General features: G+C 35.2%; 26 protein-coding genes. 21 read left to right on the forward strand and 5 right to left on the reverse strand.

Going from position 1 to position 24,554, the window contains the following annotated elements; translation table 11 throughout:
- Window positions 1–11: 11 nt before the first annotated feature.
- From CJ229_RS02130 to brnQ, 16 genes are all read left to right on the forward strand, one after another.
- A complete protein-coding gene (locus tag CJ229_RS02130) occupies window positions 12–494 on the forward strand; it encodes a dihydrofolate reductase (RefSeq protein WP_419181878.1) in 483 nt (160 codons plus the stop codon).
- Entirely contained in the window at window positions 487–1,038 is a 552-nt protein-coding gene (locus tag CJ229_RS02135; protein ID WP_102167296.1) for a DUF2140 family protein, read from the forward strand. Before CJ229_RS02130 ends, CJ229_RS02135 begins: the two co-directional genes overlap by 8 nt.
- A 12-nt stretch (window positions 1,039–1,050) precedes the next feature.
- Complete coding sequence (msrA, locus tag CJ229_RS02140; RefSeq protein ID WP_317846608.1) at window positions 1,051–1,572, forward strand: peptide-methionine (S)-S-oxide reductase MsrA; 522 nt, start codon at window positions 1,051–1,053, stop codon at window positions 1,570–1,572.
- The gene (gene msrB / locus CJ229_RS02145; protein WP_102167294.1) at window positions 1,572–1,991 is read left to right on the forward strand and encodes a peptide-methionine (R)-S-oxide reductase MsrB; all 420 of its coding nucleotides are present in this window, start codon (window positions 1,572–1,574) and stop codon (window positions 1,989–1,991) included. Before msrA ends, msrB begins: the two co-directional genes overlap by 1 nt.
- 4 nt (window positions 1,992–1,995) lie before the next feature.
- On the forward strand, window positions 1,996–2,217 hold the full coding sequence (locus CJ229_RS02150) for a YozE family protein (RefSeq protein ID WP_068130076.1): 222 nt from the start codon (window positions 1,996–1,998) through the stop codon (window positions 2,215–2,217).
- 10 nt (window positions 2,218–2,227) lie between these two features.
- Complete coding sequence (gene deoD, locus CJ229_RS02155) at window positions 2,228–2,944, forward strand: purine-nucleoside phosphorylase (protein ID WP_068130073.1); 717 nt, start codon at window positions 2,228–2,230, stop codon at window positions 2,942–2,944.
- Between the two features lie 21 nt (window positions 2,945–2,965).
- Window positions 2,966–4,510 (forward strand): S41 family peptidase, encoded by a 1,545-nt coding sequence (locus tag CJ229_RS02160; RefSeq protein WP_102167293.1) that lies wholly within the window; start codon window positions 2,966–2,968, stop codon window positions 4,508–4,510.
- Window positions 4,511–4,570: 60 nt separating this feature from the next.
- Complete coding sequence (locus CJ229_RS02165; protein WP_070709935.1) at window positions 4,571–5,641, forward strand: undecaprenyldiphospho-muramoylpentapeptide beta-N-acetylglucosaminyltransferase; 1,071 nt, start codon at window positions 4,571–4,573, stop codon at window positions 5,639–5,641.
- A gap of 2 nt (window positions 5,642–5,643) precedes the next feature.
- The gene (locus CJ229_RS02170) at window positions 5,644–6,261 is read left to right on the forward strand and encodes a phosphatase PAP2 family protein (RefSeq protein WP_102167292.1); all 618 of its coding nucleotides are present in this window, start codon (window positions 5,644–5,646) and stop codon (window positions 6,259–6,261) included.
- 21 nt (window positions 6,262–6,282) lie between these two features.
- Window positions 6,283–6,906, forward strand: a complete 624-nt coding sequence (locus CJ229_RS02175; protein ID WP_083286822.1) for a GNAT family N-acetyltransferase — start codon at window positions 6,283–6,285, stop codon at window positions 6,904–6,906.
- 97 nt (window positions 6,907–7,003) lie between these two features.
- Window positions 7,004–7,672, forward strand: a complete 669-nt coding sequence (locus CJ229_RS02180) for a response regulator transcription factor (protein WP_068130063.1) — start codon at window positions 7,004–7,006, stop codon at window positions 7,670–7,672.
- A 23-nt stretch (window positions 7,673–7,695) separates the two neighbouring features.
- Window positions 7,696–9,021 carry a sensor histidine kinase gene (locus tag CJ229_RS02185; protein WP_317846610.1) on the forward strand — a complete coding sequence of 442 codons (1,326 nt, stop codon included), beginning with the start codon at window positions 7,696–7,698 and terminating at the stop codon, window positions 9,019–9,021.
- A gap of 95 nt (window positions 9,022–9,116) precedes the next feature.
- Complete coding sequence (locus CJ229_RS02190; protein WP_102167290.1) at window positions 9,117–11,897, forward strand: 2-oxoglutarate dehydrogenase E1 component; 2,781 nt, start codon at window positions 9,117–9,119, stop codon at window positions 11,895–11,897.
- Between the two features lie 16 nt (window positions 11,898–11,913).
- Entirely contained in the window at window positions 11,914–13,140 is a 1,227-nt protein-coding gene (gene odhB / locus CJ229_RS02195) for a 2-oxoglutarate dehydrogenase complex dihydrolipoyllysine-residue succinyltransferase (RefSeq protein WP_102167289.1), read from the forward strand.
- Window positions 13,141–13,186: 46 nt separating this feature from the next.
- Window positions 13,187–13,387, forward strand: a complete 201-nt coding sequence (locus CJ229_RS02200) for a DUF6501 family protein (protein ID WP_040928100.1) — start codon at window positions 13,187–13,189, stop codon at window positions 13,385–13,387.
- A gap of 134 nt (window positions 13,388–13,521) precedes the next feature.
- Window positions 13,522–14,859: a branched-chain amino acid transport system II carrier protein gene (gene brnQ / locus CJ229_RS02205; RefSeq protein WP_102167288.1), complete on the forward strand. Its 1,338-nt coding sequence runs from the start codon at window positions 13,522–13,524 to the stop codon at window positions 14,857–14,859.
- Window positions 14,860–14,889: 30 nt separating this feature from the next.
- Here brnQ and CJ229_RS02210 read toward each other — a convergent pair whose 3' ends face one another.
- Both CJ229_RS02210 and CJ229_RS02215 read right to left on the reverse strand, forming a co-directional pair.
- Complete coding sequence (locus CJ229_RS02210) at window positions 14,890–16,041, reverse strand: toxic anion resistance protein (RefSeq protein WP_070456588.1); 1,152 nt, start codon at window positions 16,039–16,041, stop codon at window positions 14,890–14,892.
- The gene (locus CJ229_RS02215; RefSeq protein WP_070456591.1) at window positions 16,028–16,744 is read right to left on the reverse strand and encodes a 5-bromo-4-chloroindolyl phosphate hydrolysis family protein; all 717 of its coding nucleotides are present in this window, start codon (window positions 16,742–16,744) and stop codon (window positions 16,028–16,030) included. The genes CJ229_RS02210 and CJ229_RS02215 overlap by 14 nt, the downstream gene beginning before the upstream one ends.
- Before the next feature lie 115 nt (window positions 16,745–16,859).
- On the opposite strand from CJ229_RS02215, the gene CJ229_RS02220 reads away from it, so the two are divergent.
- Both CJ229_RS02220 and CJ229_RS02225 read left to right on the forward strand, forming a co-directional pair.
- Window positions 16,860–17,156, forward strand: a complete 297-nt coding sequence (locus CJ229_RS02220; protein ID WP_068130041.1) for a DUF1033 family protein — start codon at window positions 16,860–16,862, stop codon at window positions 17,154–17,156.
- Window positions 17,157–17,262: 106 nt separating this feature from the next.
- Window positions 17,263–17,463 carry a cold-shock protein gene (locus CJ229_RS02225; RefSeq protein WP_040928095.1) on the forward strand — a complete coding sequence of 67 codons (201 nt, stop codon included), beginning with the start codon at window positions 17,263–17,265 and terminating at the stop codon, window positions 17,461–17,463.
- 56 nt (window positions 17,464–17,519) lie between these two features.
- On the opposite strand, the gene CJ229_RS02230 is transcribed toward CJ229_RS02225, so the two are convergent.
- The gene (locus CJ229_RS02230; protein WP_102167287.1) at window positions 17,520–19,127 is read right to left on the reverse strand and encodes an ABC-F family ATP-binding cassette domain-containing protein; all 1,608 of its coding nucleotides are present in this window, start codon (window positions 19,125–19,127) and stop codon (window positions 17,520–17,522) included.
- An 85-nt stretch (window positions 19,128–19,212) separates the two neighbouring features.
- Between CJ229_RS02230 and CJ229_RS02235 the strand changes: the two genes are divergently transcribed.
- A complete protein-coding gene (locus tag CJ229_RS02235; RefSeq protein ID WP_102167286.1) occupies window positions 19,213–20,088 on the forward strand; it encodes a CvfB family protein in 876 nt (291 codons plus the stop codon).
- Between the two features lie 39 nt (window positions 20,089–20,127).
- On the opposite strand, the gene CJ229_RS02240 is transcribed toward CJ229_RS02235, so the two are convergent.
- Both CJ229_RS02240 and pepF read right to left on the reverse strand, forming a co-directional pair.
- Window positions 20,128–20,886, reverse strand: a complete 759-nt coding sequence (locus CJ229_RS02240; protein ID WP_102167285.1) for a MarR family winged helix-turn-helix transcriptional regulator — start codon at window positions 20,884–20,886, stop codon at window positions 20,128–20,130.
- 92 nt (window positions 20,887–20,978) lie between these two features.
- Window positions 20,979–22,766, reverse strand: coding sequence for an oligoendopeptidase F (gene pepF / locus CJ229_RS02245; RefSeq protein ID WP_102167284.1), 1,788 nt, complete (start codon window positions 22,764–22,766; stop codon window positions 20,979–20,981).
- 246 nt (window positions 22,767–23,012) lie between these two features.
- Here pepF and CJ229_RS02250 point away from each other — a divergent pair, with 246 nt between their 5' ends.
- Both CJ229_RS02250 and CJ229_RS02255 read left to right on the forward strand, forming a co-directional pair.
- Window positions 23,013–23,219, forward strand: coding sequence for an EamA family transporter (locus tag CJ229_RS02250; protein WP_102167283.1), 207 nt, complete (start codon window positions 23,013–23,015; stop codon window positions 23,217–23,219).
- A 63-nt stretch (window positions 23,220–23,282) separates the two neighbouring features.
- Window positions 23,283–24,359, forward strand: coding sequence for an IS30 family transposase (locus CJ229_RS02255; RefSeq protein ID WP_068128648.1), 1,077 nt, complete (start codon window positions 23,283–23,285; stop codon window positions 24,357–24,359).
- Window positions 24,360–24,554: the final 195 nt, after the last annotated feature.

The raw sequence follows: 24,554 nt of genomic DNA on the forward strand, positions 1-24,554 counted from the left end.
GGAGATAAATAATGTTATCGTTAATAGTAGCATATGCAAATCAAAACGTTATCGGATTTAAAGGCGATATGCCGTGGCGCTTGCCACATGATTTAAAACGTTTAAAAGAAATTACAACAGGACATACAATCGTCATGGGTCGAACGACATATGAGTCACTTGGGAGACCACTACCAAATAGAAAAAACGTCGTCTTAACGAGTCAAGATATAGATGATGACGGTATTGAGATTATTCGTAGTCTCGATGAAATCAAATCTTTAGACGGTAAAGTATTTGTATTCGGTGGCAGTCAGTTATACGATGCAATGATCGATGAAGTAGAAGAGATGTACGTCACTGAAATTTATGAATCGTTCGTTGGAGATACGTTCTTCCCAGAATATGACAAAAATGATTTTGAATTAGTATCAAGAGAAGATTATGACGTTTCAGAAGAAGTAAATTATCCGTACGCATATTTACATTACGTAAAGAAGGATTCTTATGAATAATATTTGGAAAGTTTTATTTATAATATTATTTTCCATTAACGCTATAGTTATTGGGACAATTGGTTATAAGGTCATAACGTTACCAGATTATGACCAATTAAGTGAGCCTAGCACACAGTCAAAAGATTCGAACTTACAAGTCGTTGCGAACAACGAAACAATTGAAAAAATTATCAATGACAACATAGACGATAATATGTACGTCAATGTTTCAACAAGTGGCATCGAAATTGAAACGTTATATTCTGTTTTAAACATCAATGTTCCAGTAAACGTTTCAATTGAACCACTTGTAAAAGACGATCAGATTATTTTACAATTAAAAGATATTGATATCGCAAGATTTTCAGTCAGCTTAGATTTAATATATGATACACTTAAAAACCATGTAACATTAGATAATGGCATGGAATTTAGTGATGATGCACCAGAGATTATTATCGATTCAAAAGTTTTTAAACAACAACTTGAATACGACGTTACAATCGATGAAATTGATTATAAAAATGATAAGTGGTATTTTTCAGTTGATGGATTATTTTAGAGGAGTGATATGATGGCAAAAGCGACATTAGCAGGTGGTTGTTTTTGGTGTTTAGTTAAACCATTCGACCAATACGATGGTGTAAATTCAGTAACAAGTGGCTACTCAAACGGCCACAAAGAGAATCCGACATATGAAGAGGTTGGATCTGGTACAACAGGTCATACAGAAGCGGTACAAATTGATTTTAACCCAGATGTTATTTCATACCGTGAAATTTTAGAAGTGTTCTTTAAAACATTTGACCCAACAGATAATGATGGACAATTCGGTGACCGTGGATTGATGTATATGCCTGCTGTCTTTTATCATGATGACACTCAAAAAGAAACAGCAGAAACTTATATCGATGAATTAAACGAGTCAAAAGTATTTAACGATCCTGTGATTACACCTGTGTTACCGTATAAGAACTTTTATGCAGCAGAAGATTATCATCAAGACTTTTATAAGAAAAACAGTGCACATTATAATGCGTTTTATAAAGGTTCTGGTCGTAAAGGGTTTATTGAGAAACATTGGAGTGAAAACTAATGAAAAAAGACATTTCTGAACTCACTGAAATGGAATATCACGTCATGAAAGAAAATGGTACTGAACCACCGTTTCAAAATGAGTATGATCAGCACACTGAAGCGGGTATCTACGTCGATAAATTATCCGGTCAAGCATTGTTTAGTTCGACGGATAAATATGATGCTGGATGTGGTTGGCCATCATTTACACGTACAATCGATGAATCTGTCTCTGAACATTTTGATGATTCATTTGGAATGCGTCGTATTGAAGTACGTAGCGAAACGTCTGATTCACATTTAGGTCATGTATTTAATGATGGTCCTGTTGAATCAGGGGGAATGAGATATTGTATTAACTCTGCTGCATTAACTTTTATTCCAAAAGAAGAGTTAAAAGATACAGATTACGAAAAGTATTTAACATTGTTTGAGTGATACTATGAAAAGTTATTCTTTTTATCAGTTTATGAAAACAAAAGTCGGTGAAAAGAGTGAAAGCGGAGTGTTCGCTACACACGTAGTGAATGATTTAGATTTCCCCAAATTTTCTACTGACTATAATAATATTTCAGACTATTTAGAAAAAACACCATACGACGGTGCGTCATTACACACGTTTGATACTTTATTTGAAGAATATGAAAATTGGTTAAAATATTAGGAGGATGAACATGAGCATTCATATTGGTGCAAAACAAGGCGACATTGCAGAAACTATTTTACTACCAGGAGATCCGTTACGTGCAAAATACATTGCAGAAACATTTTTAGAAGATGTTACACAATTTAATGAAGTAAGAAACATGTTCGGTTTTACTGGAACATATAAAGGAAAAAGAATTTCTGTTATGGGTACAGGAATGGGAATTCCTTCTATCTCTATTTATGTCCATGAGTTAATGCGTGATTACGGAGTTAAAAACTTAATTCGTGTTGGTACTTGTGGTGCGATTAAAGAAGATATTAATGTACGTGATTTAATTATCGCTCAAAGTGCATCGACTGATTCTAGTCAAAACACGAAATTATTTAATAATATCAGTTATGCACCGACTTCAGACTTTGAATTACTCGCGTCCGCTTACAATGAAGCAACGAAACGCGGAACGAACGCGATTGTCGGTAACGTATTTACAGCTGATTCATTTTACGATGAAAAAGGAAACATCGAACAACTTGCAGAATACGGTGTACTTGCGTTAGAGATGGAGTCAAGCGCATTATTTACAATTGCTAAAAAATATAACGCAAGAGCGCTGAGTATTTTAACAGTATCTGACCACGTAATAACAGGTGAGGAAACTTCAGCAATGGAAAGACAGACGACATTTAATGAGATGATTGAAATTGCATTAGATGCAGCTCTTCCATTTGCAGAATCATTGTAATATTAGAAATTAGGTGAAACTGTGAACAACGAAATACCAAAAAGTAGTCATCGTTTAAAAGTCAGTTTAAATATATTCTGGTTTATCGTCATCATACTAACGACGATTTTTCTCTCTGTATTAATTACCGCACTAAGTTTAGGTGGAAAAACGGAACGCGCAGTAAACGTCGGAACTGATACGAGACAAGAGTTCGTTAAATTATATAACGTGTACGACACTCTATCTTCAGAATATTATACAGACGTTGACAAAGAACATTTAATTGAATCTTCGATTAAAGGTATGGTGAATGGTTTAAACGATCCATATAGTGAATACATGCAAGTAGACGAAACAGCTGATTTTGAAGAATCAATTACCGGCGAATTTTACGGTATTGGTGCTGAAATTATGCAAGATGATCAAAACGTTATCGTCTCAAGTCCAATGAAAGGCTCGCCAGCGGAAAAAGCAGGCGTTCAGCCTGGAGATAAAATACTCGCAATTGACGGAGAGTCAATTAAAGGTTGGTCTTCACACGAAGCTGTTCAACTTATTCGTGGTGAAGAGGGTACGGATGTCACGTTAACGATTCAAAGAGGTTCTGACAAACCATTTGACCTCGTTATTACTCGTGAAAAAATTCATATCGATAGTGTCACTTCAGAAATTAAAGATGATGTTTCTCATATTAGTATCAATCGTTTCCAACAAGATACTGCGAAAGAATTAAAACTTGCGCTTGAGGATGCTAAAGAGAAAAAAGTTAAAGACGTCGTACTAGATTTTCGTTCAAACCCAGGTGGTCTATTAAACGAAGCTGTTGAGATGATTAATTTCTTCGTAGATAAAGGCGAACTCGTCTTATATCTCGAGCATAAAAATGGTGACCGTGAAGAGATATATGCTGAAAATGATCGATTAGTAAAAGAAGATGACTTTGACAACATCTATATTTTACTCAACGAAGGTTCAGCAAGTGCGAGTGAAGTATTTGCTGGAGCGATGCGAGATTTAACGAAAGCTGAAATCGTCGGTACGAAATCATTTGGTAAAGGTATCGTACAAAGAACGAGTGAATTCAAAGATCAATCATTAGTTAAATATACGAACACGAAATGGTTAACACCAAATGGCGACTGGATTCACGAAAAAGGTATCGAACCTGACTTTGTAATTAACAATCCAGATTTCTATCGAGTGAAGTTCTTAGATAGAGAAGATGCCTATATTGAAACACAAGAGAACGATGATATTATTACGATTAAAGTGATGTTAGAAGCGTTAGGTTATAACATAGAAACAATGGATAACGTCTTTGACGCTAATTTAACAGATGCTGTTAAAAATTATCAAAAAGACAATAACTTAGATGAAAATGGTATCGTTACAGGGGATACGACAGCTCAATTAATGAAAGATATTCGTCAACACATCCAAGATAATGACACTCAATACGATTATCTATTAGATTATATTAAAGGCGAAAAGTCTAAAGAAGATATTACAAAAGAAATGAAAGAAGAGTCTAAGTACATTCCTGTCGATGATTCTCGTAAACGTTCAAATCAAGACGATGAATAATTCATATAAACACCGTGCATATGCATGGTGTTTATCATTATTTAAAGAAAGAGGATACATATGAAATTAAATGATGATGTAGTCGTATTAACAGGTGGAGGAACAATCGGTCACGTCATGTTAAATACGTTAATCGCTCCAGAACTGTTAAATGATAACGTAAAGCCATATTACATCGGTTCTAAAACAGGTATTGAAAAAGAAATTATCGAAAAATCCGGTATCGAATACTACAGCATTTCAAGTGGTAAGTTACGACGCTATTTATCATTTGAAAATATTAAAGATGTATTTAAGGTGACAAAAGGCATTTTTGATGCGAGACGTATATTAAAAAAGTTACAACCGAAATTCGTCTTTTCAAAAGGTGGTTTTGTGTCAGTACCAGTTGTACTCGCAGCAAAAAGTTTGAATATACCCGTCTATATTCATGAGTCAGATATTTCTCCAGGACTAGCGAATAAAATTGCTGGTAAATTTGCTAAAAAGATATTTGTCACTTTCGAAAAGACGTTAAACTTTGTCGATTCAAATAAATCTGAGTATGTAGGACCTGTCATTCGTGAAGAATTGCTACATGGTAGTAAAGAGATTGCAGAGAACATTACTGGACTAGATCCGAATAAACCGACAATTATGTTTATCGGAGGGAGTTTAGGGGCAAAATCTATAAACGATTTAGTGCATAACCATTTAGATACTTTTGTAGACCAATACCAAGTCATTCATATAACTGGTCCAGATAACATTCGTGAAGATATTAGTCATCCTAATTATCGCCAATACGAATTCGTACAACATGAACTCGCACATTTCTATAAAATTTCTGACGTCGTGATTTCACGTAGTGGAGCAAACGTTATTTACGAATTACTACTCCTTAAGCAACCGATGCTTTTAATCCCATTACCGTTATCTCAAAGTCGTGGAGACCAAATTGAAAACGCTGAGTACTTTAAAAGTAAGGGATATGCTGAAACGATTGAAGATGAATCTATAACTCCAAAACGAATCATTGACAATATTAGGAAAATCGAAAATAATAAACTAGAATACATTAAAAATATGGAGACATTTACAGCGGGGATGACACCAAAACGCTTAACAGAACATCTACTTAAGGAGGAGTAAATATGAGTCGTGACAAGAAAATATCACTGTTTATCGTATTTACTCTAATATTTGGTGTGATTGCAGTGTTTCACGAATCACGTGTCGGTCGTTATATCGACCGCGAAGTGTATGAGTTTATCTATGCGTCAGAAAGTTTTTTAACAACTGCATTATTTTTAGGGGTCACTCAACTCGGTGAAGTTATCTCAATGATTATTCTCTCAATCATTGTCATTGCGATTTTACTGTTATACAGAATGAACATTCACGCATTGTTTTTGGTCGTCTCAATGTTAATATCTAGCATTTTAATTCCTGTTCTGAAACATTCATTCGACAGAGAGCGTCCGGCGTTTTTACGCTTAATTGAAATTGGTGGATTTAGTTTTCCGAGTGGACACAGTCTCGGTTCGACCATATTTTTTGGAAGTTTGATGGTGTTAATAAAACATACGAATTTAAATCATAAAGCTGTACTGTATGCACTTTGTGCTGTCGCAATTTTACTTATTTGCTCGTCACGCGTATATCTCGGCGTCCATTTTCCAACAGACGTTCTCGCAGGCATGGCAATCGGAGCAGCGACAGTTTCTTTAGTATCATGGATATTCCATGGAAAATTTAAAGATATAAAATAATTCATGAAGTAGGTGGATCTATTGATTACTCATTTATATGAATCAATCACTCTTGAGAATGACAGAATTAAATTAATTCCGATGCAGTTGTCCCACGCAAAAGATTTACAAAAAGTAAACCATGAAAGTATATGGACGTATATGTTATATCAAGCTATCACTGAAGAGCAGATGACTGAATGGGTCTCAAGTGCAATAGATTCACGTAACAACATGCAGGCAATTCCGTTTGTCGTCATTTTAAAATCAACAGATGAAGTGCTCGGTAGTACAAGAATTCAGCATATCGACTATGAACGACAAAGTTGCGAGATTGGTGCCAGTTGGTTTGGAACGAGTGCACAACGTACTTTTGTAAACTCTGACTCAAAGTTTTTACTGCTCGAATTTTGTTTTGAAGTAATGGGTATGATGCGTGTTCAAATTCGTGCTGATGAAAGAAATGTGCGTTCAAATAAAGCAATCGAGAGACTCGGATTTACAAAAGAAGGAGTCTTAAGAAAAGAACGTGCACTCCATGGCATACCTAGAAACTTAGTCGTATACTCAATAATTGATGATGAATGGCCAGAAGTGAAAAAGAACTTAATCATACGACAACAAAGCTATAGTAATGATACTCCAGGTAAAGTTTCTGGTGTGTAATAGAACTCCGGTTAAAGTTTTTGCTTTAATCGGAGTATTTTTTATGATAATTTTAGAGATAATATTCAAAATGATATAGTTAACTTGAGGTGAGACGATGCCAAACATTTTAGTTGTCGAAGATGAACAAAATTTAGCACGTTTTCTAGAGCTTGAACTCACTTATGAAGGCTATGACGTAGAAGTAACGTTCGACGGATTAAGTGGGCTAGAACATGCTTTAGACAAAGATTACGACTGTATATTACTCGATTTAATGTTGCCAGAGTTAAATGGATTAGAAGTATGTCGTAAAATTAGAAAAGAAAAAGACACACCAATTATTATGATTACAGCAAAAGATACAACATATGAAAAGGTAATTGGCTTAGATTATGGCGCAGACGATTATATCGTTAAACCATTTGAAATTGAAGAGCTACTCGCACGCATTCGCGTCATTATGAGACGCAGAAAAGTACACGAGTCGAATATATTAGAATCAAACGGTATAACAATTGATTTATCAGCATATAAAGTACTCGTCAATGAAACAGAACTAGACTTAACAAAAACAGAATTCGAATTATTACGATTACTCATTGAAAACGAGAATATTGTATTAAAACGTGAGACGATTCTAGATCAAATTTGGGGATACGATAACGAAGTTGAAACGAACGTCGTTGACGTTTACATTCGTTATTTACGAAATAAGCTCAAACAATATGACCTCGATAAAATTATCGAAACTGTTCGGGGTGTTGGGTATGTGATTCGAGAATGAAAACCTCTCTAAGATCAAGGTGGATGCGGTTAGCAATTTTGATAATCACGGGTTCTTTTATTATGTTCAGTACGTTCTTAATTTATGCAACGAGTATATATTTAAAAGATTTACAGTACCGTGCAGCTGATAGAAGTGCTGTTGAATTACATTCTTTGTATTCAACGACACCGATCAACGCGATTACTGAACGCGATATTTATACGAGTCTTTATGATAATCAAAAATTTGTACTCTTTACGATGAGCGGTGAAGAAGTGTACCGTTGGCCGAGTAAGGATCAGTCTTATAATGTACCACGTGAACAAATTATTAACCCGGATTTTTATCCGATGGAAATCAATGACAAAAAATATATCGTAAAAACTGTCATGATAGAATCAGAATATTGGAATGGATATATTGCAATCATTCACCCGATGCAAGAGTATTATACAATTTTACAAATGATAATTATTATCGCAACGATTATCGCATTTATGTCGATATCCGTGACATCTGTCATTAGTTACTTTATTTCTGGACAAATGGTACGTCCAATATACCGATTTACAAAGCAACTTCAGTACGTTGAAAATAACGGGTTTTCTGAACGTCTCGATTTACGAACGAATTTATCAGAAATTGATTACATGGTTGTTTCATTTAACAAAATGATGGATACACTTGAAGAGTCATTTAATCAGCAAAAGCAATTTGTAGAAGATGCATCACATGAACTACGTACGCCTCTACAGATTGTTCAAGGGCATTTAAATTTAATAAACCGATGGGGTAAAAATGACAAAGCGGTACTTGAAGAGTCACTTCAAATTTCTATCGATGAGATGGGGCGTATTACTAAATTAATTGAAGAATTGTTAGAGTTAACAAAAAATGAAAACAAACAAAAACTCGTCCTTGAGCCAATTGATTTAAACAATGAAATTTTAAGTCGCGTCAATGCGATGAGGCAACTTCATCCGTCTTATACATTTACTACTGATTTAAAAGATGATTTATATTACGCTATAAGTCAGCATCAGTTTGAACAAATACTCGTTATCTTCCTAGATAATGCCGTAAAATACGATAATAAAAATAAATCAATTCATATCGTATCTAAACAAATGAGTAATAAAATTAAAATTGAAATATCTGACAAAGGAGTCGGGATTCCTAAAGAAGAGGTCAATAAAGTCTTCGACCGTTTTTATAGAGTCGATAAATCAAGAAGTCGTGAACTCGGTGGTAATGGACTTGGATTATCGATTGCTAAAAAAATTATTGAAGCAAACGGTGGAAACGTGTATATCACAAGTAAAATTAATGAAGGAACGACAATTCATATTGAATTTCCTTTAAAGTAAAATTATATCGCTTAAGACAGGTCATTTACTTTAAAGGATAGCTTTAAAATGGTAAACTTATAGCGAGTAACAAATACACAGAAGAGGTGTCTTATATGAAAGAGAAGGCGTATGATCACGCGCCTGTTAGTTTCGGAACAAACCTTGGGTTAATCTTAGAATACTACGATATGTATTTAGAGGACCCGAATAGTGTTTCTGAGGAGATGCAAATTTTATTTGAGTCAATTTTAAACAATGATACTCAATTTAGCGCTCCGAGAACAGGTAGCTCAAGTAGCAAATTAGAGAACATTATTAAGTGGGTAACTGATATTCGTACTTACGGTCATTTAGTGGCTGACGTTTATCCGGTGTATCCTCCTGAAATTAAAAACAAACCTGATTTCAGTTTTGAAAGTTATGGATTTACTGAAGAGGATCTTAAAAACGTTTCTGTTGAAACGATTAGTCCATATTTAGTAGATACTTTTGATAATGCACTCGATGCGATTCATCATTTAAAAGATACGTATACTTCACCATTATCTTTTGAATTCTCACACATTAACAACGAAGAAGAAAGAGAATGGTTCAAAAAGTATACAGAAACAAAAGGGCAACCGAATTATGATAACGATCAAAAAATAGCACTATTTAAAGAATTATCAAAAGTTGAAGGTTTCGAAAAATATTTACAAAAAAACTTCGTAGGAGCAAAACGTTTCTCTATTGAAGGTGTAGACTCTTTAGTACCGATGTTAAATCATCTACTTAAGAAAATGGCCGAAGATAAATTACAACACCTTCAAATTGGGATGGCACACCGTGGACGCCTAAACGTCTTAACTCATGTATTACAAAAACCATACGAAATGATGTTAAGTGAATTCATGTCAACGGACGCTATGAAATTCTTACCAACTGATGAATCTCTAGCAATTACTAACGGTTGGATGGGAGACGTTAAATATCACCTCGGTGGGGTTAAAACATTAAATGATAACGATCTTGAGCAAACAGTTACACTTGCTAATAATCCGTCTCACTTAGAAATCGTTGGACCTGTCGTACAAGGTAAAACACGTGCAGCACAAGAACAAAACGATGTAGCCGGCGAAAGTGTACAAGACAAAAATGCATCATTTGCAGTAGTTGTTCATGGAGACGCTGCGTTTCCAGCTCAAGGTGTAAACCCTGAAGCAATGAACATGAGTGACCTAAATGGTTACACTGTCGGTGGTTCTATTCACATCATTACGAATAACCGTATCGGATTCACAACAGAAGAATGGGACGGTCGTTCAACGCTTTACTCAAGTGATATCGCAAAAGGATTTGATATCCCTGTATTACACGTTAACAACGACAAACCAGAATATGTATTAAAAGCAATTGAACTAGCATTTGAATACCGTCAAACATTCAACCGTGATATCGTTATCGACCTCATCGGATACCGTCGAATGGGGCATAACGAAATGGATGAACCAATGACAACGAACCCAATGCTTTACAATGAAATTAAAAACTATCCAACAATTGAACACTTATATGGTGATCAATTAGTTGAGGAATCAGTAATTTCTAAAGACCAAAAATCAGAAATTATTGATAATGTTGAAAAAGAAATTCGTTCAGCACACGATAAAATCGATAAAAACGATACGATTGTAAGTGGTGAAATCGAACATCCTGAATTCGTGTTCGGTAAACAGAAAAACGAAGCTGACGAAACGATTACGAAAGAACGTTTAGAAAAAATTACTGAAGAATTATTAACTTATAACGGTGATTTTGAGGTATTCAAACGACTTTCTAAAGTTTTAGAAAGAAGAAAGTTAGCATTTGAAGATGACTCAGCTGGTATCGACTGGGGTCACGCTGAAGCACTTGCGTTTGCTACATTACTTCAAGACGGTACACCAATTCGCTTTACAGGTGAAGATGCAGAACGTGGTACGTTCGCACACCGTAACGCTGTGTTACATGATCCTGAAAGCGGAGAAAAATATACACCGTTAAAAAATATTAGTGACGCGAAAGCATCATTTGATATTTATAACTCACCGTTATCAGAACTTGCAGCATTAGCATATGAATATGGTTATAACGTTCAAAATAAAGACGTCTTAACAATTTGGGAAGCACAATACGGTGACTTCGTAAACATGGCACAGCCAATCATTGATACGTTTATTTCTGCAGCGCATTCTAAATGGGGAGAAACGACAGGCTTAACGATGTTACTTCCTCATGCACAAGAAGGACAAGGTCCTGAACACTCAAGTGCAAGAATTGAAAGATTCTTACAGTTATGTGCAGAAAACAACATGATCGTGGCGAACTTATCATCAAGTGCGAACTACTTCCATCTATTAAGACGACAAGCACAAAACTTAAACACTGATTTAATGCGTCCATTAGTACTTACTTCACCGAAAAGTTTACTAAGAAACCAAACAGCATCTAGACCAGTTTCAGAGTTTGTAAATGGTACATTTAAAGAAATCATTTATAATAACGAAAAGCCTAAATCAGTTAAAACGGTTTTAATCGCTAGTGGTAAAGTAGCAGTTGAACTAGAAGAAAATCTTAAAAAAGAAGAAGACACTTCTAAGTTATTAATTAAATTAGAGCAACTATATCCATTCCCAGAGGAAGAAATTAAAGAAGTTCTAAGTACTCTACCAAAATTAGAAGAAGTTAGATTTGTACAAGAGGAGCCTAAAAACCAAGGTTCATATCGTTTCGTAGAACCGTACTTACGCGATCTACTCGATGACAAAATCGCTTTAAGCTATGTTGGAAGAAACGAAAGTGCGTCTCCTGCAGAAGGAAACGCAGGTATTTATAAATTAATTCAAGATAGAATCATTAAAGAAGCATTGAAATAAGAGGAGAAGATAGAGAATGAGTGAAATTATCGTTCCAGAGCTCGCAGAATCGATTACAGAAGGTACGATTGCGACTTGGTTTAAAAAAGTTGGAGACAGTGTTGAAAAAGGGGAAGCTGTTTTAGAACTTGAAACTGACAAAGTCAACGTTGAAATTGTCAGTGAAGAAGATGGTGTAATTTCTGAAGTGAAAGCTGAAGAAGGAGACACTGTTGAAGTCGGACAAGTTGTTGCTGTAGTTGGTGAAGGCAGTGGTGCACCTAAAGCAGAAGAGACTAAAGCAGAAGAAGCTAAAGAAGAGAAAAAAGAAGAAGTTAAAGAAGAAACAGTAGTTGAATCTAAAGAAGATTCACAAATCGTTGCAACGCCTTCAGCGCGTAAATTAGCACGTGAAAAAGGCATCGACTTAGCTGACATTAACGCTGCAGATCCAAGAGGTCTAGTACGTTCACATGACGTTAATAATCATGTCAACGCGCCTAAAGAAGCACCTAAGGCAGAACAAGCAAAACCAGAAGTTAAAGAACAAGCTACTTTTGAAAAACCTGTAGTGCGTGAACAGATGTCACGTCGTCGTCAAACGATTGCAAATCGTCTATTAGAAGTTTCTCAATCTACAGCAATGTTAACGACGTTTAACGAAATCGACATGTCTGCTGTTATGGATTTACGTAAACGTAAAAAAGATCAGTTTATGGAAAGAAATGACGGAACGAAACTTGGCTTCATGTCATTCTTTACAAAAGCTGTAGTCGCTGCACTTAAAAAATATCCAGCAGTTAACGCTGAAATCGACGGTAAAGATTTAGTTTACAAACAGTTCTATGATATTGCGATTGCAGTATCAACTGATGAGGGACTACTTGTACCAGTAATTAGAGATTGTGACCGTAAAAACTTTGCTGAAATTGAAAATGATATTATCGATGTTGCGACACGTGCACGCGATAAGAAATTAACGCTTGATGAAATGACAGGTGGATCATTCACAATTACAAATGGTGGAGTATTCGGTTCATTAATGTCTACGCCGATTATTAACGGCACTCAAGCTGCAATCTTAGGTATGCACACGATTCAACAACGTCCAGTAGCAGTAGATGGTAAAGTAGAAATTCGTCCAATGATGTATGTCGCATTAAGTTACGACCACCGTATCATTGATGGTGCTGAGTCTGTTGGATTCTTAAAAACAATTAAAGAATTAATTGAAAACCCTGAAGACTTACTATTAGAAGGTTAATAGAAGAGGTGCAATATGCACCTCTTTCTTTTTAAGGAGAGAATATATGTTACACGAAACTTGGAAAGATAATCATATTAAAGATGTCAAAGTCGTTCATACAGATGCAAAAAAGTTTAAAGTATCTGATATGTTAACAGTTGGTAAAACGTATAAAGTCGTTAATGAAACTGAAGAATATTTGTTTGTCATCGATAATTCTAATAAAGTCGGCGGCTATTATAAAGAATATTTTGAAGAAGTTTAAGATGTGCGTTAAGCACATCTTAATTTTTTAAAAAAAGTTTTCTGATAATTCGAAAAACATATAGACATAATGAATTAAGTCATGTAATATGTTGTTTATGCAAAAAGATAAATTAATTTTTTGGAGGTTTAGAAATGAATACTAAATATGTATTTGTCGTAGGATTCATGCTGTTCGCGATGTTCTTCGGGGCCGGAAACTTAATTTTCCCACCGTCAATCGGACATGAAAGCGGCGATCACTTTTGGATTGGAATATTAGGATTTGTAATTACTGGAGTAGGGTTACCACTCATTGCAGTAATTGCAGGTGCCATTTCAAAAGGTGGGTACGATGAGTCACTTAATCATATAAGTAAGTGGTTCTCAGTCGTATTTATGGTCGCTATCTTTTTAACAATTGGACCATTCTTTGCGATTCCGAGAACGGCAACAACTGCGTATGAACTGTCAGTATTACCATACTTAAGTGGTACAAGCTCATTAAGTTTACTCATCTTCTCGGTGTTATATTTTGTTATTGTTTTCTTAATTGTTTTAAAGCCAGGATATCTGGTAGATACTATTGGTAAGGCATTAACACCTATTTTATTAATTACTATTATTTTATTAGTCGTTATGGGTATTGTGAGCTACTTAGGTTTAACGCCAAATCCAACGGCTGGTGCATTTTTAGAAAAGAACGCCTTTTCAGTAGGATTTACAGAAGGTTATTTAACGATGGATGCAATTGCAGCACTTGTATTTAGTTTAATCGTTATAAATGCAATACGTGGACTCGGATTCACAGATAAAAAAGATTTACTTAATGGAACAATTAAATCTGCACTCATTGCCGCATCATTACTTGGAGTGATTTATGTATCACTCGCATGGATTGGTAACAGAGTTGCTTTACCTGGAGCATTACCTGAAGGTCAAAACTTAGGAACTTATATTTTAACGTTTGTAGCTGAAGATGTTCTTGGAGGATTTGGAGTATTTATACTAGCAACGATTGTATTCCTTGCTTGTTTAACAACTTGTGTCGGATTAATCGTAGCAGTTGCAGAGTATTTCAATAAATTAATCCCTAAATTAAGTTATAAAGCATGGGCAGCAATTTGGACACTCGTATCATTAGTACTTGCTAACCAAGGTTTAAGTACAATTATCCAAGGGTCAGTTCCAGTACTTATGATCTTATATCCAATCGCAATGACTGTCGTAGCGTTAGTAATTATCACGTATTTTGTACCATCACCAAAGCTTTCAATGCAAGTTCCAGTATATCTAATTTCGGTTGTTTCAATTCTTGCAGTCGTGTATCGATCAGAATATTTTGGAGTAGCAGCATTAGAAAAGCTACCGCTTCAAGTATTAGAAAGTTTACCATTATTCTCTACACAGTTTGAATGGATTCCATTATTAGTTATCGGTTATATCATCGGATATATACTCGGTTCAAAACAAGAAAAAATTGTATACGAATAGAAAAAAGGAAAGGAGGGGACTCCTTTCCTTTTATTTGTATCTATCTTTTATATCTAATAGGCGAGTTTTAAGTTCTTCTTCCATTTGAAGTAATTCTTTTTCAGCAGCTTGACGTTTTGCTTTACCTTCTGTTTGAATGCGTAACGTTTCTTCAATCGTCTCAAGTAGGTTTTCTTGCGTGTATTTAAGCGTTTCGATATCTACGATACCACGTTCGTTTTCTTCTGCTGTCATGAGTGCGTTTTGTTTTAACATCTCACTATTTTTACTTAACAATTCATTCGTCGTGTCCGTTACAGCTTTTTGTGCTTTTGACGCCGATTCTTGGTTTAGTAATGTTAACGCAATCGCCATTTGGTTTTTCCACAGTGGGATAGATGTTAAAATCGAACTTTGAATTTTTTCAGCGAGTGACTGGTTAATATTTTGAATCATACGAATTTGTGGCGCAGATTGTAACGTAATTTGTCGAGATAATTTAAGATCGTGAATACGTTTATCTAATCGATTCATGTACTGAATCATATCGTTTACATCTTGCGTTGCCATCTGATTGTTAGACGCTGTTGCGCGCTGTCTTAACTCAGGTAGTGTTTCTGTCTCAATTTCATTCTTTTTAAGCTCTGCAGCACGTATATAAATGTTTAGCGCTTCAAAATACGCTTTATTTTCTTCATAGAGATTGTCTAATAATTGAACATCTCTAACGAGTAAATCTTTTGAGTTTTCCAGTTGTACACTAATTCTATCTACTTGACTCGCAACACCTTTATGTTTAGCGAGTAATTCATTTACTGATCGATTGACTTTACCAAACATACGCTGAAATACATTCTTATTTTGCTTCGTTAATTGTTCTGGATCAATTTCTTTTAATTTACTCATCAACTGTTTTAAAGAGTCTCCAACAGGTCCTATCTCTTTAGATTGTACTTGATTTAACATATCGTGAGAAAACTGTGACAGTTGGGATTGAGCGTTCGCACCATATGAAATGAGTGCATCGTTGTCGAGTGGTTGTATTTGATTTTTGATCGTTTCTATCTGTTTTAATTCTTCTGCTGTAAATTCATCATCTTTAAATGTTGTTGTCACATTTTGTGAGTGTTCTTCTTTTTGTAACTCCGTAACGGGTTGAAAAGGGTTGTTTAATAATTCATCTTTTTTATTACTTTCTGTCAATATATTCACCTGCTTTTTCTTTCTCTTGAATCACTTTTGAAAAGTCAGGAAGGCGTTCATCTTCCTTCATTTCTAACTGTCTTTTTCTATTATTTCCTTCGGTGCGTTTTAATACATCACGCTCTATTTTAAGCCGCTCATAATCTCGTTTGTTTATTTCTGATAAATCGAGTTCTAAATTTCGTTTTAAATCGAGTAGGCGTAACCTTGCCGTATTGAGTTCAATTTTTTCTTCTTTCGTTTTACCTGGTAAACGATATAAATCTAAATATATTTCGACCATGTTTACCGCTGAATCTAAATTAGAGTGAAAGAATTGTAAACCATTATAAAATAGTTTAGGTTCGTTTTCTACACGTTTCATAATCGCGCGTACGACTCTATTTATATCAAAGATAAGTTTAATATCATTTAAATTTCTAATCTTTTTAAAGCTATTTAAAAGCCGCTTCTGTTTTCCCTTAGCGACCTTTAACTCTTGTTTTATATATTTATATTCACTGCGTGCAAGCTCGTGTTCGTTTAAATACTTTTGTAACGTAAATTGCTGTGTTGTAACATACGTTAAGAGTGCAGCAACACTCGTTGCGATCGCTGACGTTAAAGTCGCTAAATCGAACACCATTAACGACATTAGCCACGTAATAAGCGCAACAGGACTCGCAATCAACACGCCGTACAAATGTGTCAGGTAATCCTTCATAAAACTTCTCCATTCATTTATCTCTTACTATAATTATAAGTCTTTGTCCTTGAATTTGCGAATAATAGGACTATAATAAACTCACTAGAACATTGACTTAAAATGGGGTGTTCATATGTATGAAATAGTTATAATTACAGCCGATTATGAAGGTTGGTGGTTATTTGAAGAGTGGAGGGATGATGTTACAGAGTCGTTCATATTTAATGATTATCCAACGATGAAAATAAAATATGATGAAATCTATCAATTATTACAGGACAAATATACATCCGTAAAAATCGGAAAGTATCATATCCCAGCATTTTTTAATTGTTGTGAGATTCAATACTGCGAAGATTGTGATGATGATGTACAAATATATCACTCTTTAATCGCGTTAGAAAATGATACGATATTAGAAATGAAATAAATGTTACACTTTTTAAGTAGGTCTTTACACAAACGCTTTCATTGATATATAATATGACTGTCGATATTTATTTGAATATTGAACATATTTTTGGAGGATTTTTTAAATGAAACAAGGTAACGTAAAATGGTTCAACGCTGAAAAAGGTTTTGGCTTTATCGAAATCGAAGGAGAAGATGACGTATTCGTACACTTCTCAGCAATTCAAGAGGAAGGTTACAAATCTCTTGAAGAAGGTCAAGCAGTTGAATTCGAAATCGTTGAAGGCGACCGTGGTCCACAAGCGACAAACGTAGTTAAATTATAATACTAATAGCTTTCAATATAAATTGAACCTCTACCAACTGGTAGAGGTTCTTTTGTTTAATATTTGTTTAAAATACCTTTGTCAATTAAGTATTCTTCGTAAGATGTTTCTTTAGTCATTGCTCCGACTTCGTTTAGTTCAATGACTCGGTTTGCGATCGTGTTGATGAATTCAAAGTCATGTGATGTAAATAAAACCGATCCTTTAAACTTAATGAGACCATCGTTCACCGCTTGAATACTTTCTAAGTCTAAGTGGTTTGTCGGTTCATCGAGTAGTAAAACGTTCGCTTTAGATAACATCATTTTAGACAGCATTGCTCGTACTTTTTCTCCACCTGAAAGAACGTGTGCGTGTTTTTTTGCTTCTTCACCGCTAAATAACATGCGTCCTAAGAAACCACGTAAAAACGTTTCTGTTTGTTCGTCTTCAGGTGCGTATTGTCTTAGCCAGTCAACGAGTGATAATTCTACGCCTTCAAAGTACTCACTATTATCTTTAGGCATATACGTCTGTGTCGTCGTTACACCCCAAATGACTTCACCTTCGTCAGGTTCAATGACGCCTGCTAAAATGTCGAGTAGAACTGTCTTTTGAATTTCACTATCTCCAACGATAACCGCTTTGTCGTTCGGGTTAATTGTAAAGTTTACATCTTTTAAAATTTCAGTTCCATCAATAGAGTGTGATAAATTTTTAACTTGTAAAAGATCGTTCCCAATTTCTCTTTCTGGCGTGAATCCAACGTATGGATAACGTCTGCTTGACGGTTTAATATCATCGAGTTCAATTTTTTCGAGCATCTTTTTACGACTCGTCGCTTGTTTCGATTTTGCAGCGTTTGCACTAAATCTCGCAATAAACTCTTTTAACTCAGCGATACGTTCTTCTTTTTTCTTGTTTTGTTCTTGCATTAACTCTTTAGCCAGTTTACTTGACTGATACCAGAAGTCATAGTTCCCAACGTAAATTTGAATTTTACCGTAATCTAAGTCTGCGATATGTGTACAGACGTTATTTAAGAAGTTACGGTCGTGTGATACGACGATTACAGTGTTTTCAAAGTTGATTAAAAACTCTTCTAACCACTGGATCGCTTTAATATCTAAACCGTTCGTCGGCTCGTCGAGTAGTAACACGTCTGGGTTACCAAATAAACTTTGTGCGAGTAATACTTTTACTTTTTGGCTGTTTTCTAGTTCAGACATCTTTTTATTAACGATATCCTGATCAATACCTAAACCGTGCAATAAGTTTTCAGCATCACTATCTGCAGTATATCCACCTTTTTCACCATATAACGCTTCGAGCTCAGCTGCGCGCATACCATCTTCATCATTAAAGTCTGGTTTCATGTATATCGCATTTTTCTCTTCTGCAATTTGCCATAACTCTTCGTGTCCCATTAATACAACGTCTAAAACTGTCTCATCCTCGTACTGATAATGGTCTTGTTTTAAAAACGCCATACGTTCATTTGGTCCCATCGTTACATGACCCGTTTGAGAATCGATTTCTCCAGATAAGATCTTTAAAAACGTCGATTTACCTGCACCGTTTGCACCAATAAGTCCATAACAGTTACCCGGTGTAAATTTTATGTTTACATTTTCAAATAATTTTCTATCTCCAAATTGTAAACTCACATCACTAACTTGTAACATGTGCATTCTCCTTAATTATTATTACACGTAATTATACTATACATATGCTATGATTAATATATTATAACGACGATTAGGAGATTTTATGAAGAGATTATCAGGAACGACTCAATTTTTAACGTTAGATAGAGTAGAGGGGTCAACGTTATACTTTAAAACTGAAGACGATGAAGTAATTCGTATGAACAAATCATTACAACAAGAGGAGTATGAAGTCGGACAGGACGTTGCGGTATTCATATATCCAAATACGCGTGGAGAGTTATTCGCTTCTCCAGTCATTCCAAAAATTACTCGAGACAAATTTGATTTCGTACCAGTGAGTGAAGTGACGTATGACGGTGTGTACATCGATATCGACGCACCGAAAGATTTTTTAATCCCTTATGAAGATTTACCAAAACTTAAAAAAGTTTGGCCAAAACCTGGCGATAAAGTTATGGCAACTTTACGTGTAGAAAGTGACAACCAAATATACGGTCGATTAATTACAGAAACAGAAGCTAGAGAGATGTCACAACCGTTTGATGAAGAAGTGTTTAAAACACACCGTAACACATGGTTAAACGCAAGACCTTACCGCTTATTAAAGGTTGGTACATTCTTATTAGCTGACGATGGATACAAAGTATTCGTCCATGAATCAGAACGAAAAGAAGAGCCAAGACTCGGTGAAGCTGTAAAAGTAAGAGTCATTGGATTTAATGAGCATAACGAAATGAACGGTTCATTTATCGAAAAAGCTTACAAAAAGATAGATACCGATGCTGATGAAATTTACGAGTATTTACTTCTTAATGGCGGATCGATGGTCTATAACGATAAATCATCGCCAGAAGATATTAAATCGATATTTAACATGTCTAAAGCGAGCTTTAAACGCGCATTAGGTAGCTTAATGAAAGATGGTAAAATTACGCAAGATAAAAAAGGCACATACATTAAAAAAGAGCGCGAATAAGCGCTCTTTTTGTTTACACCAATAATATTATGTTAACTTTTATAAGAATAAGTCATATCGAATATGATCATCTTGATTTTCTGTTTCAAAAAAGTCATGTTTTTCTAATACGCTCTCGTAATTAGCTTCTTTAGGCACATTGACATATAAGTGGTTCGCATAGTCATCATATGCATATGATATAACATCTTTTAAAATTGCATTTAACGCATCTTCCTTCAGTAAATTTTCAGAAAGTATCAATTCAGCCATCCATTCATCGTGTTTTTTATAGAGTAGGGTAGCACCATCACTCGTTTGCCACACTTTATCCTCTTTATCAAACGATTTTATATCATTATCTATTTTCTTCTTTTCTACTGACTCTACATTTAATGCTTCTTTGTTATAAATTTTAATGACTTTTAATAATGCATCATTGAATAATTCTTTTTCCTCTTCAGATAGATGTTTGAACGTTTCAGTAAATGATTGTTCTTGTTCAATTTCAATTTGTTTTCTCTTTACATCTCCATCTTTAGTTAGCTTTAAAACAAAACTTCGCTTATCGTGTTTTGACTGCAAACGATCGATTAACTGTTTATTAACAAGACTTTTGATTGTTCTACTTAAAAAGCCTCTATCTATATGAAGTGCTTTCTCGATTTGCCGTGCTGTGACTTGCTCATTTTGACCGACATAGTCAATTACATCTACTTCAGCTTTTGTTAAACCAATTTTAGTAGGGTTCTGACTGTGATTAAGGATCTCATAAAATTGTATAAATCCATAAATCGTCTCTTTTAATTTATTATCCATAACATCACCTAATATAATTGAGTAGGTCAATTATATTAAAATTAGTTGATGAAATCAAATACCCCTTTAGTTTGTCTAAAGGGGTAGTGTAATTATGATAATTTTTCTAATTCGTCGATGAGTTCACCGATATAATTAATTGTATTATCAAGTGGTTCACTTGTTGTAATATCAACACCTGCATGTTTTGCAAGTTCTACTGCATTTTTCTTACCACCGAGTTTTAATACTTCTAACCAGTCATCCACTGCTGGTTGTCCTTCGTTTAAAATTCGCTTAGATACTTCTGTTGAGATCGTAAGTCCTGCAGAATACGTGTATGGATATAATCCCATATAGTAGTGTGGTTGTCTCATCCATGTAAGTTCAGCACCTTCAGTGATTTCTACATCATCACCCCAGAATTCCTCTAGTACTTCACGTTTAATTCGATTTAAATCTGCAGCGGTTACTGTTTCGTAGTTATCGACCATTTTGTACACTTCACGCTGATATGCGGCTTCAAGTAAGTGTGTCACAAAGTTATGGTAATACGTTCTAGAAATAATAGAACTAATGACCCAGCGCTTAAATTTATCGTTATCACTTGTTTTTAATAAGTGATTTGCCATTAACATTTCGTTTAATGTTGATGGTGCTTCTATAAAGTATAGAGAAGGGCGTGTATCGAAAATATTGTTTTCTCTATTTGCATTATAGAAGTGCCCTGCGTGACCAAGTTCATGTGCAAGAACGAATACTTCTTCCATAAGTGACGTCCACGTAATTAAAATATACGGGTGTACACCATATGGGCTCGAACAAAATGCACCTGTTGATTTACCTTTATTCGATACAAAATCAATCCAGCGTTCATCGTATGAACGGTTGATCATGTTTATATAGTCTTCTCCCATAACGCTTAAGCCGTCGAGTATATATTTACGAGACTCATCAATTGTAATTTCTGGTTCTGAATCAGGATCAAGTGAAATTTTTAAGTCTTCAAATTTCATATGTTCGATATTGTTTTCTTTTTGTAAAAGTTTAGCATAGCGTCTCATATGTGGCGCAAGATCTTTCATAATCGTGTCAATTTGACGGTCATATAACTCACGTGGCACTTCTTGATCATGGAGTAGGTAGTCGATGACTGAATCGAATCCACGTAAGTCTGCTTCTGCTTTTTCTTTTTTCAAATGTAAATCATATGTCGCAGCCGTCGTATGCTCATACTTTCTTAGTACGTCGCTAAATTGTCTAAATGCTGTACGACGAACTTCTTCGTCACGGTGTGATTCTAATTCACCTTCAAATGATAAATAAGAAAGTGGGTACTCTTTACCGTCCACAGTAAACGAACCGAAGTCTAAATCGAGTAATTTCGTTTTTAAATACAGTTCGTATGGTCCACTAAATACATTACTAAAACTAGCAAGTGCTTTTTCAACTTTTGGATCGAGTTGATACGGTTTAAAACGTAGTAAGTGATCGATATAACCTGTATATTCTTCTTTATTCTCTTTTATTTGAGTTAAAAAGTCTTCTTCTTTACTTAGTAAATCACTCGTTAAAAATGATGTCTCTGTTGAAAATATAGTAGACGTCGTACCGACAACGCTAGAAAGTTTTTGTGCTTCAGCATCGCTTTGGTCACTCGATAGTTTTAAACTCGAATATGTACTAACAACTACGAGTTGCTCTAGTAGTGAACGATACGCATCAATTGCATCGACTGCAGTGTCAACGTCATTTAAGTTGCCTTCAAACTTTGAATTAAATGCTTGAATTTCTTCTTTTAAAGCAACACATTTCTCTTTTGCTTCTTCGTCATTTTTACATAAATCCGTTAAGTTCCATGTGTAGTTCACATCTACTTCGCTTCTTAAAGGTAATGCCATATATTTTATCTTCCTTTCGGTTTTCGAATTATATTCTTATTATACATTGTATTTCTAAAAAATACAGAAAATTTAATCTTCTATCATATTGCTTATTCATATTGTTTATATTAAAATTAAGTTCATGCAATTGAACATATAAATATTATATAAATAAAGCGAAAAAGCTTTGCTATTTGTTGGCCCTTTATATACCTATATAAGGGGTTTTAAAATGTACAAATTTAATAATGGATGGTGAAGTGAATGACTGAAAGACATGGCATTTTAACTGCGATTTTAGCATATACATTATGGGGGTTAACGCCTTTATATTGGGCATTATTAGAAGATATTCATCCAATTGAAGTCGTTTTAGTTCGAACGATTATGTCGTTTTTATTTATGATTTTAATCATACCAATTTTTAATCATACGGGAAGATTTTATAATCAACCTAGCCACTTAAAATAAAAAAAGCCATGTGAATTTCATGTTATATTGAATGTACCACCAACCAATATAAGGAGAATTCACATGACCCATGTAGATAATAACACAGAATCACGCAAATCTAAACACCTTACATACGGTGAAATGAAGAAAATTGAAGCGTATAAAGCACTTGATTTATCCAATCGAAAGATTGCGTCTTTGCTTGGACGTAGTCCACAAACCATCAATAATGCCATCAATACAGCGTCTGTCACGCAGAAAAGCCAACAGAAACAGAATGGCAAGACGTATACCTACTATAAAAAGGTCTACTCCGCAGAGCTGCATCATGACATTTATCTGCGAAATCGTGCGAACTGTGGCCGCCGTCCCAAATGGGTGGAAACGGAGCGATTCACTGAATGGGCGGATCGAAAAATGCTTGAAGACAAATGGTCTCCAGATACAGTGGTTAATAAAGCCATGGACCTGTTTGATCCGGCGATCATTCCAAGTACTTCAACCCTCTACAATTGGATCGACAGTGGCATCATGCGCACCAAGAATATCGACTTACTCGAAAAGGTTGGACGGAAACCGCGGTCTACCAAAGGTCGAGTGCGACGAAATGTAAAAGTTTTGGGTACCTCAATCGAAGAACGGCCAAAATCCGTAGAGAATCGCCAAGAATTTGGTCATTGGGAAATTGATACCGTCATTGGAAAAATTGATGCCGATGAACCTGTTCTATTGACGCTCGTAGAGCGAAAGACACGCTTTGAGAAAATTTTCAAAATTGCGGGTCAGAGAGCTGATGCGGTAGACCAAACTCTGCAGAGCTTTATACAGTCCTTAAAAGGATTGGACAGTCAGATTTTTAAAACAGTCACTTCGGATAACGGAAGTGAGTTCGCCAACCTATCCCATCTGTCTGAAGAAACCGATGTGTATTTTTGCCATCCTTTTGCTTCTTTTGAACGTGGAACGAGTGAGAATCAACATAAGATTATCCGGCGTTTCTTGCCGAAACATCAGTCTCTTAAAGAAGTAAGCGACCGCCAGGTCCAGCGGATTCAACAATGGATGAACGATTATCCAAGAAGAATTCTGGACTATAAAACACCCCACCAGGCTTTTGTGCAAGAGTTGAAGCAATTGGATTTAGAACTGGCTGCTTAATCTTTTGCTTGACCTGGGGCCCTTATGGGCATGACTTGCCCTGTGTGTTGTTTGAAGTTGAACGCAAACATCCACCACACATCCCGCTTTGCGGATATCTTGCCCATACCCACGTCAAGCAAAAGACTGTAAGAAAGCGTACAATATAACTTTGTGAAATTTACTGAAATAACTATTTTCAAGTGGCTAACTTAA

Source organism: Nosocomiicoccus massiliensis (genome assembly GCF_002871345.2).
GTDB classification, from domain to species: domain Bacteria; phylum Bacillota; class Bacilli; order Staphylococcales; family Salinicoccaceae; genus Nosocomiicoccus; species Nosocomiicoccus ampullae_A.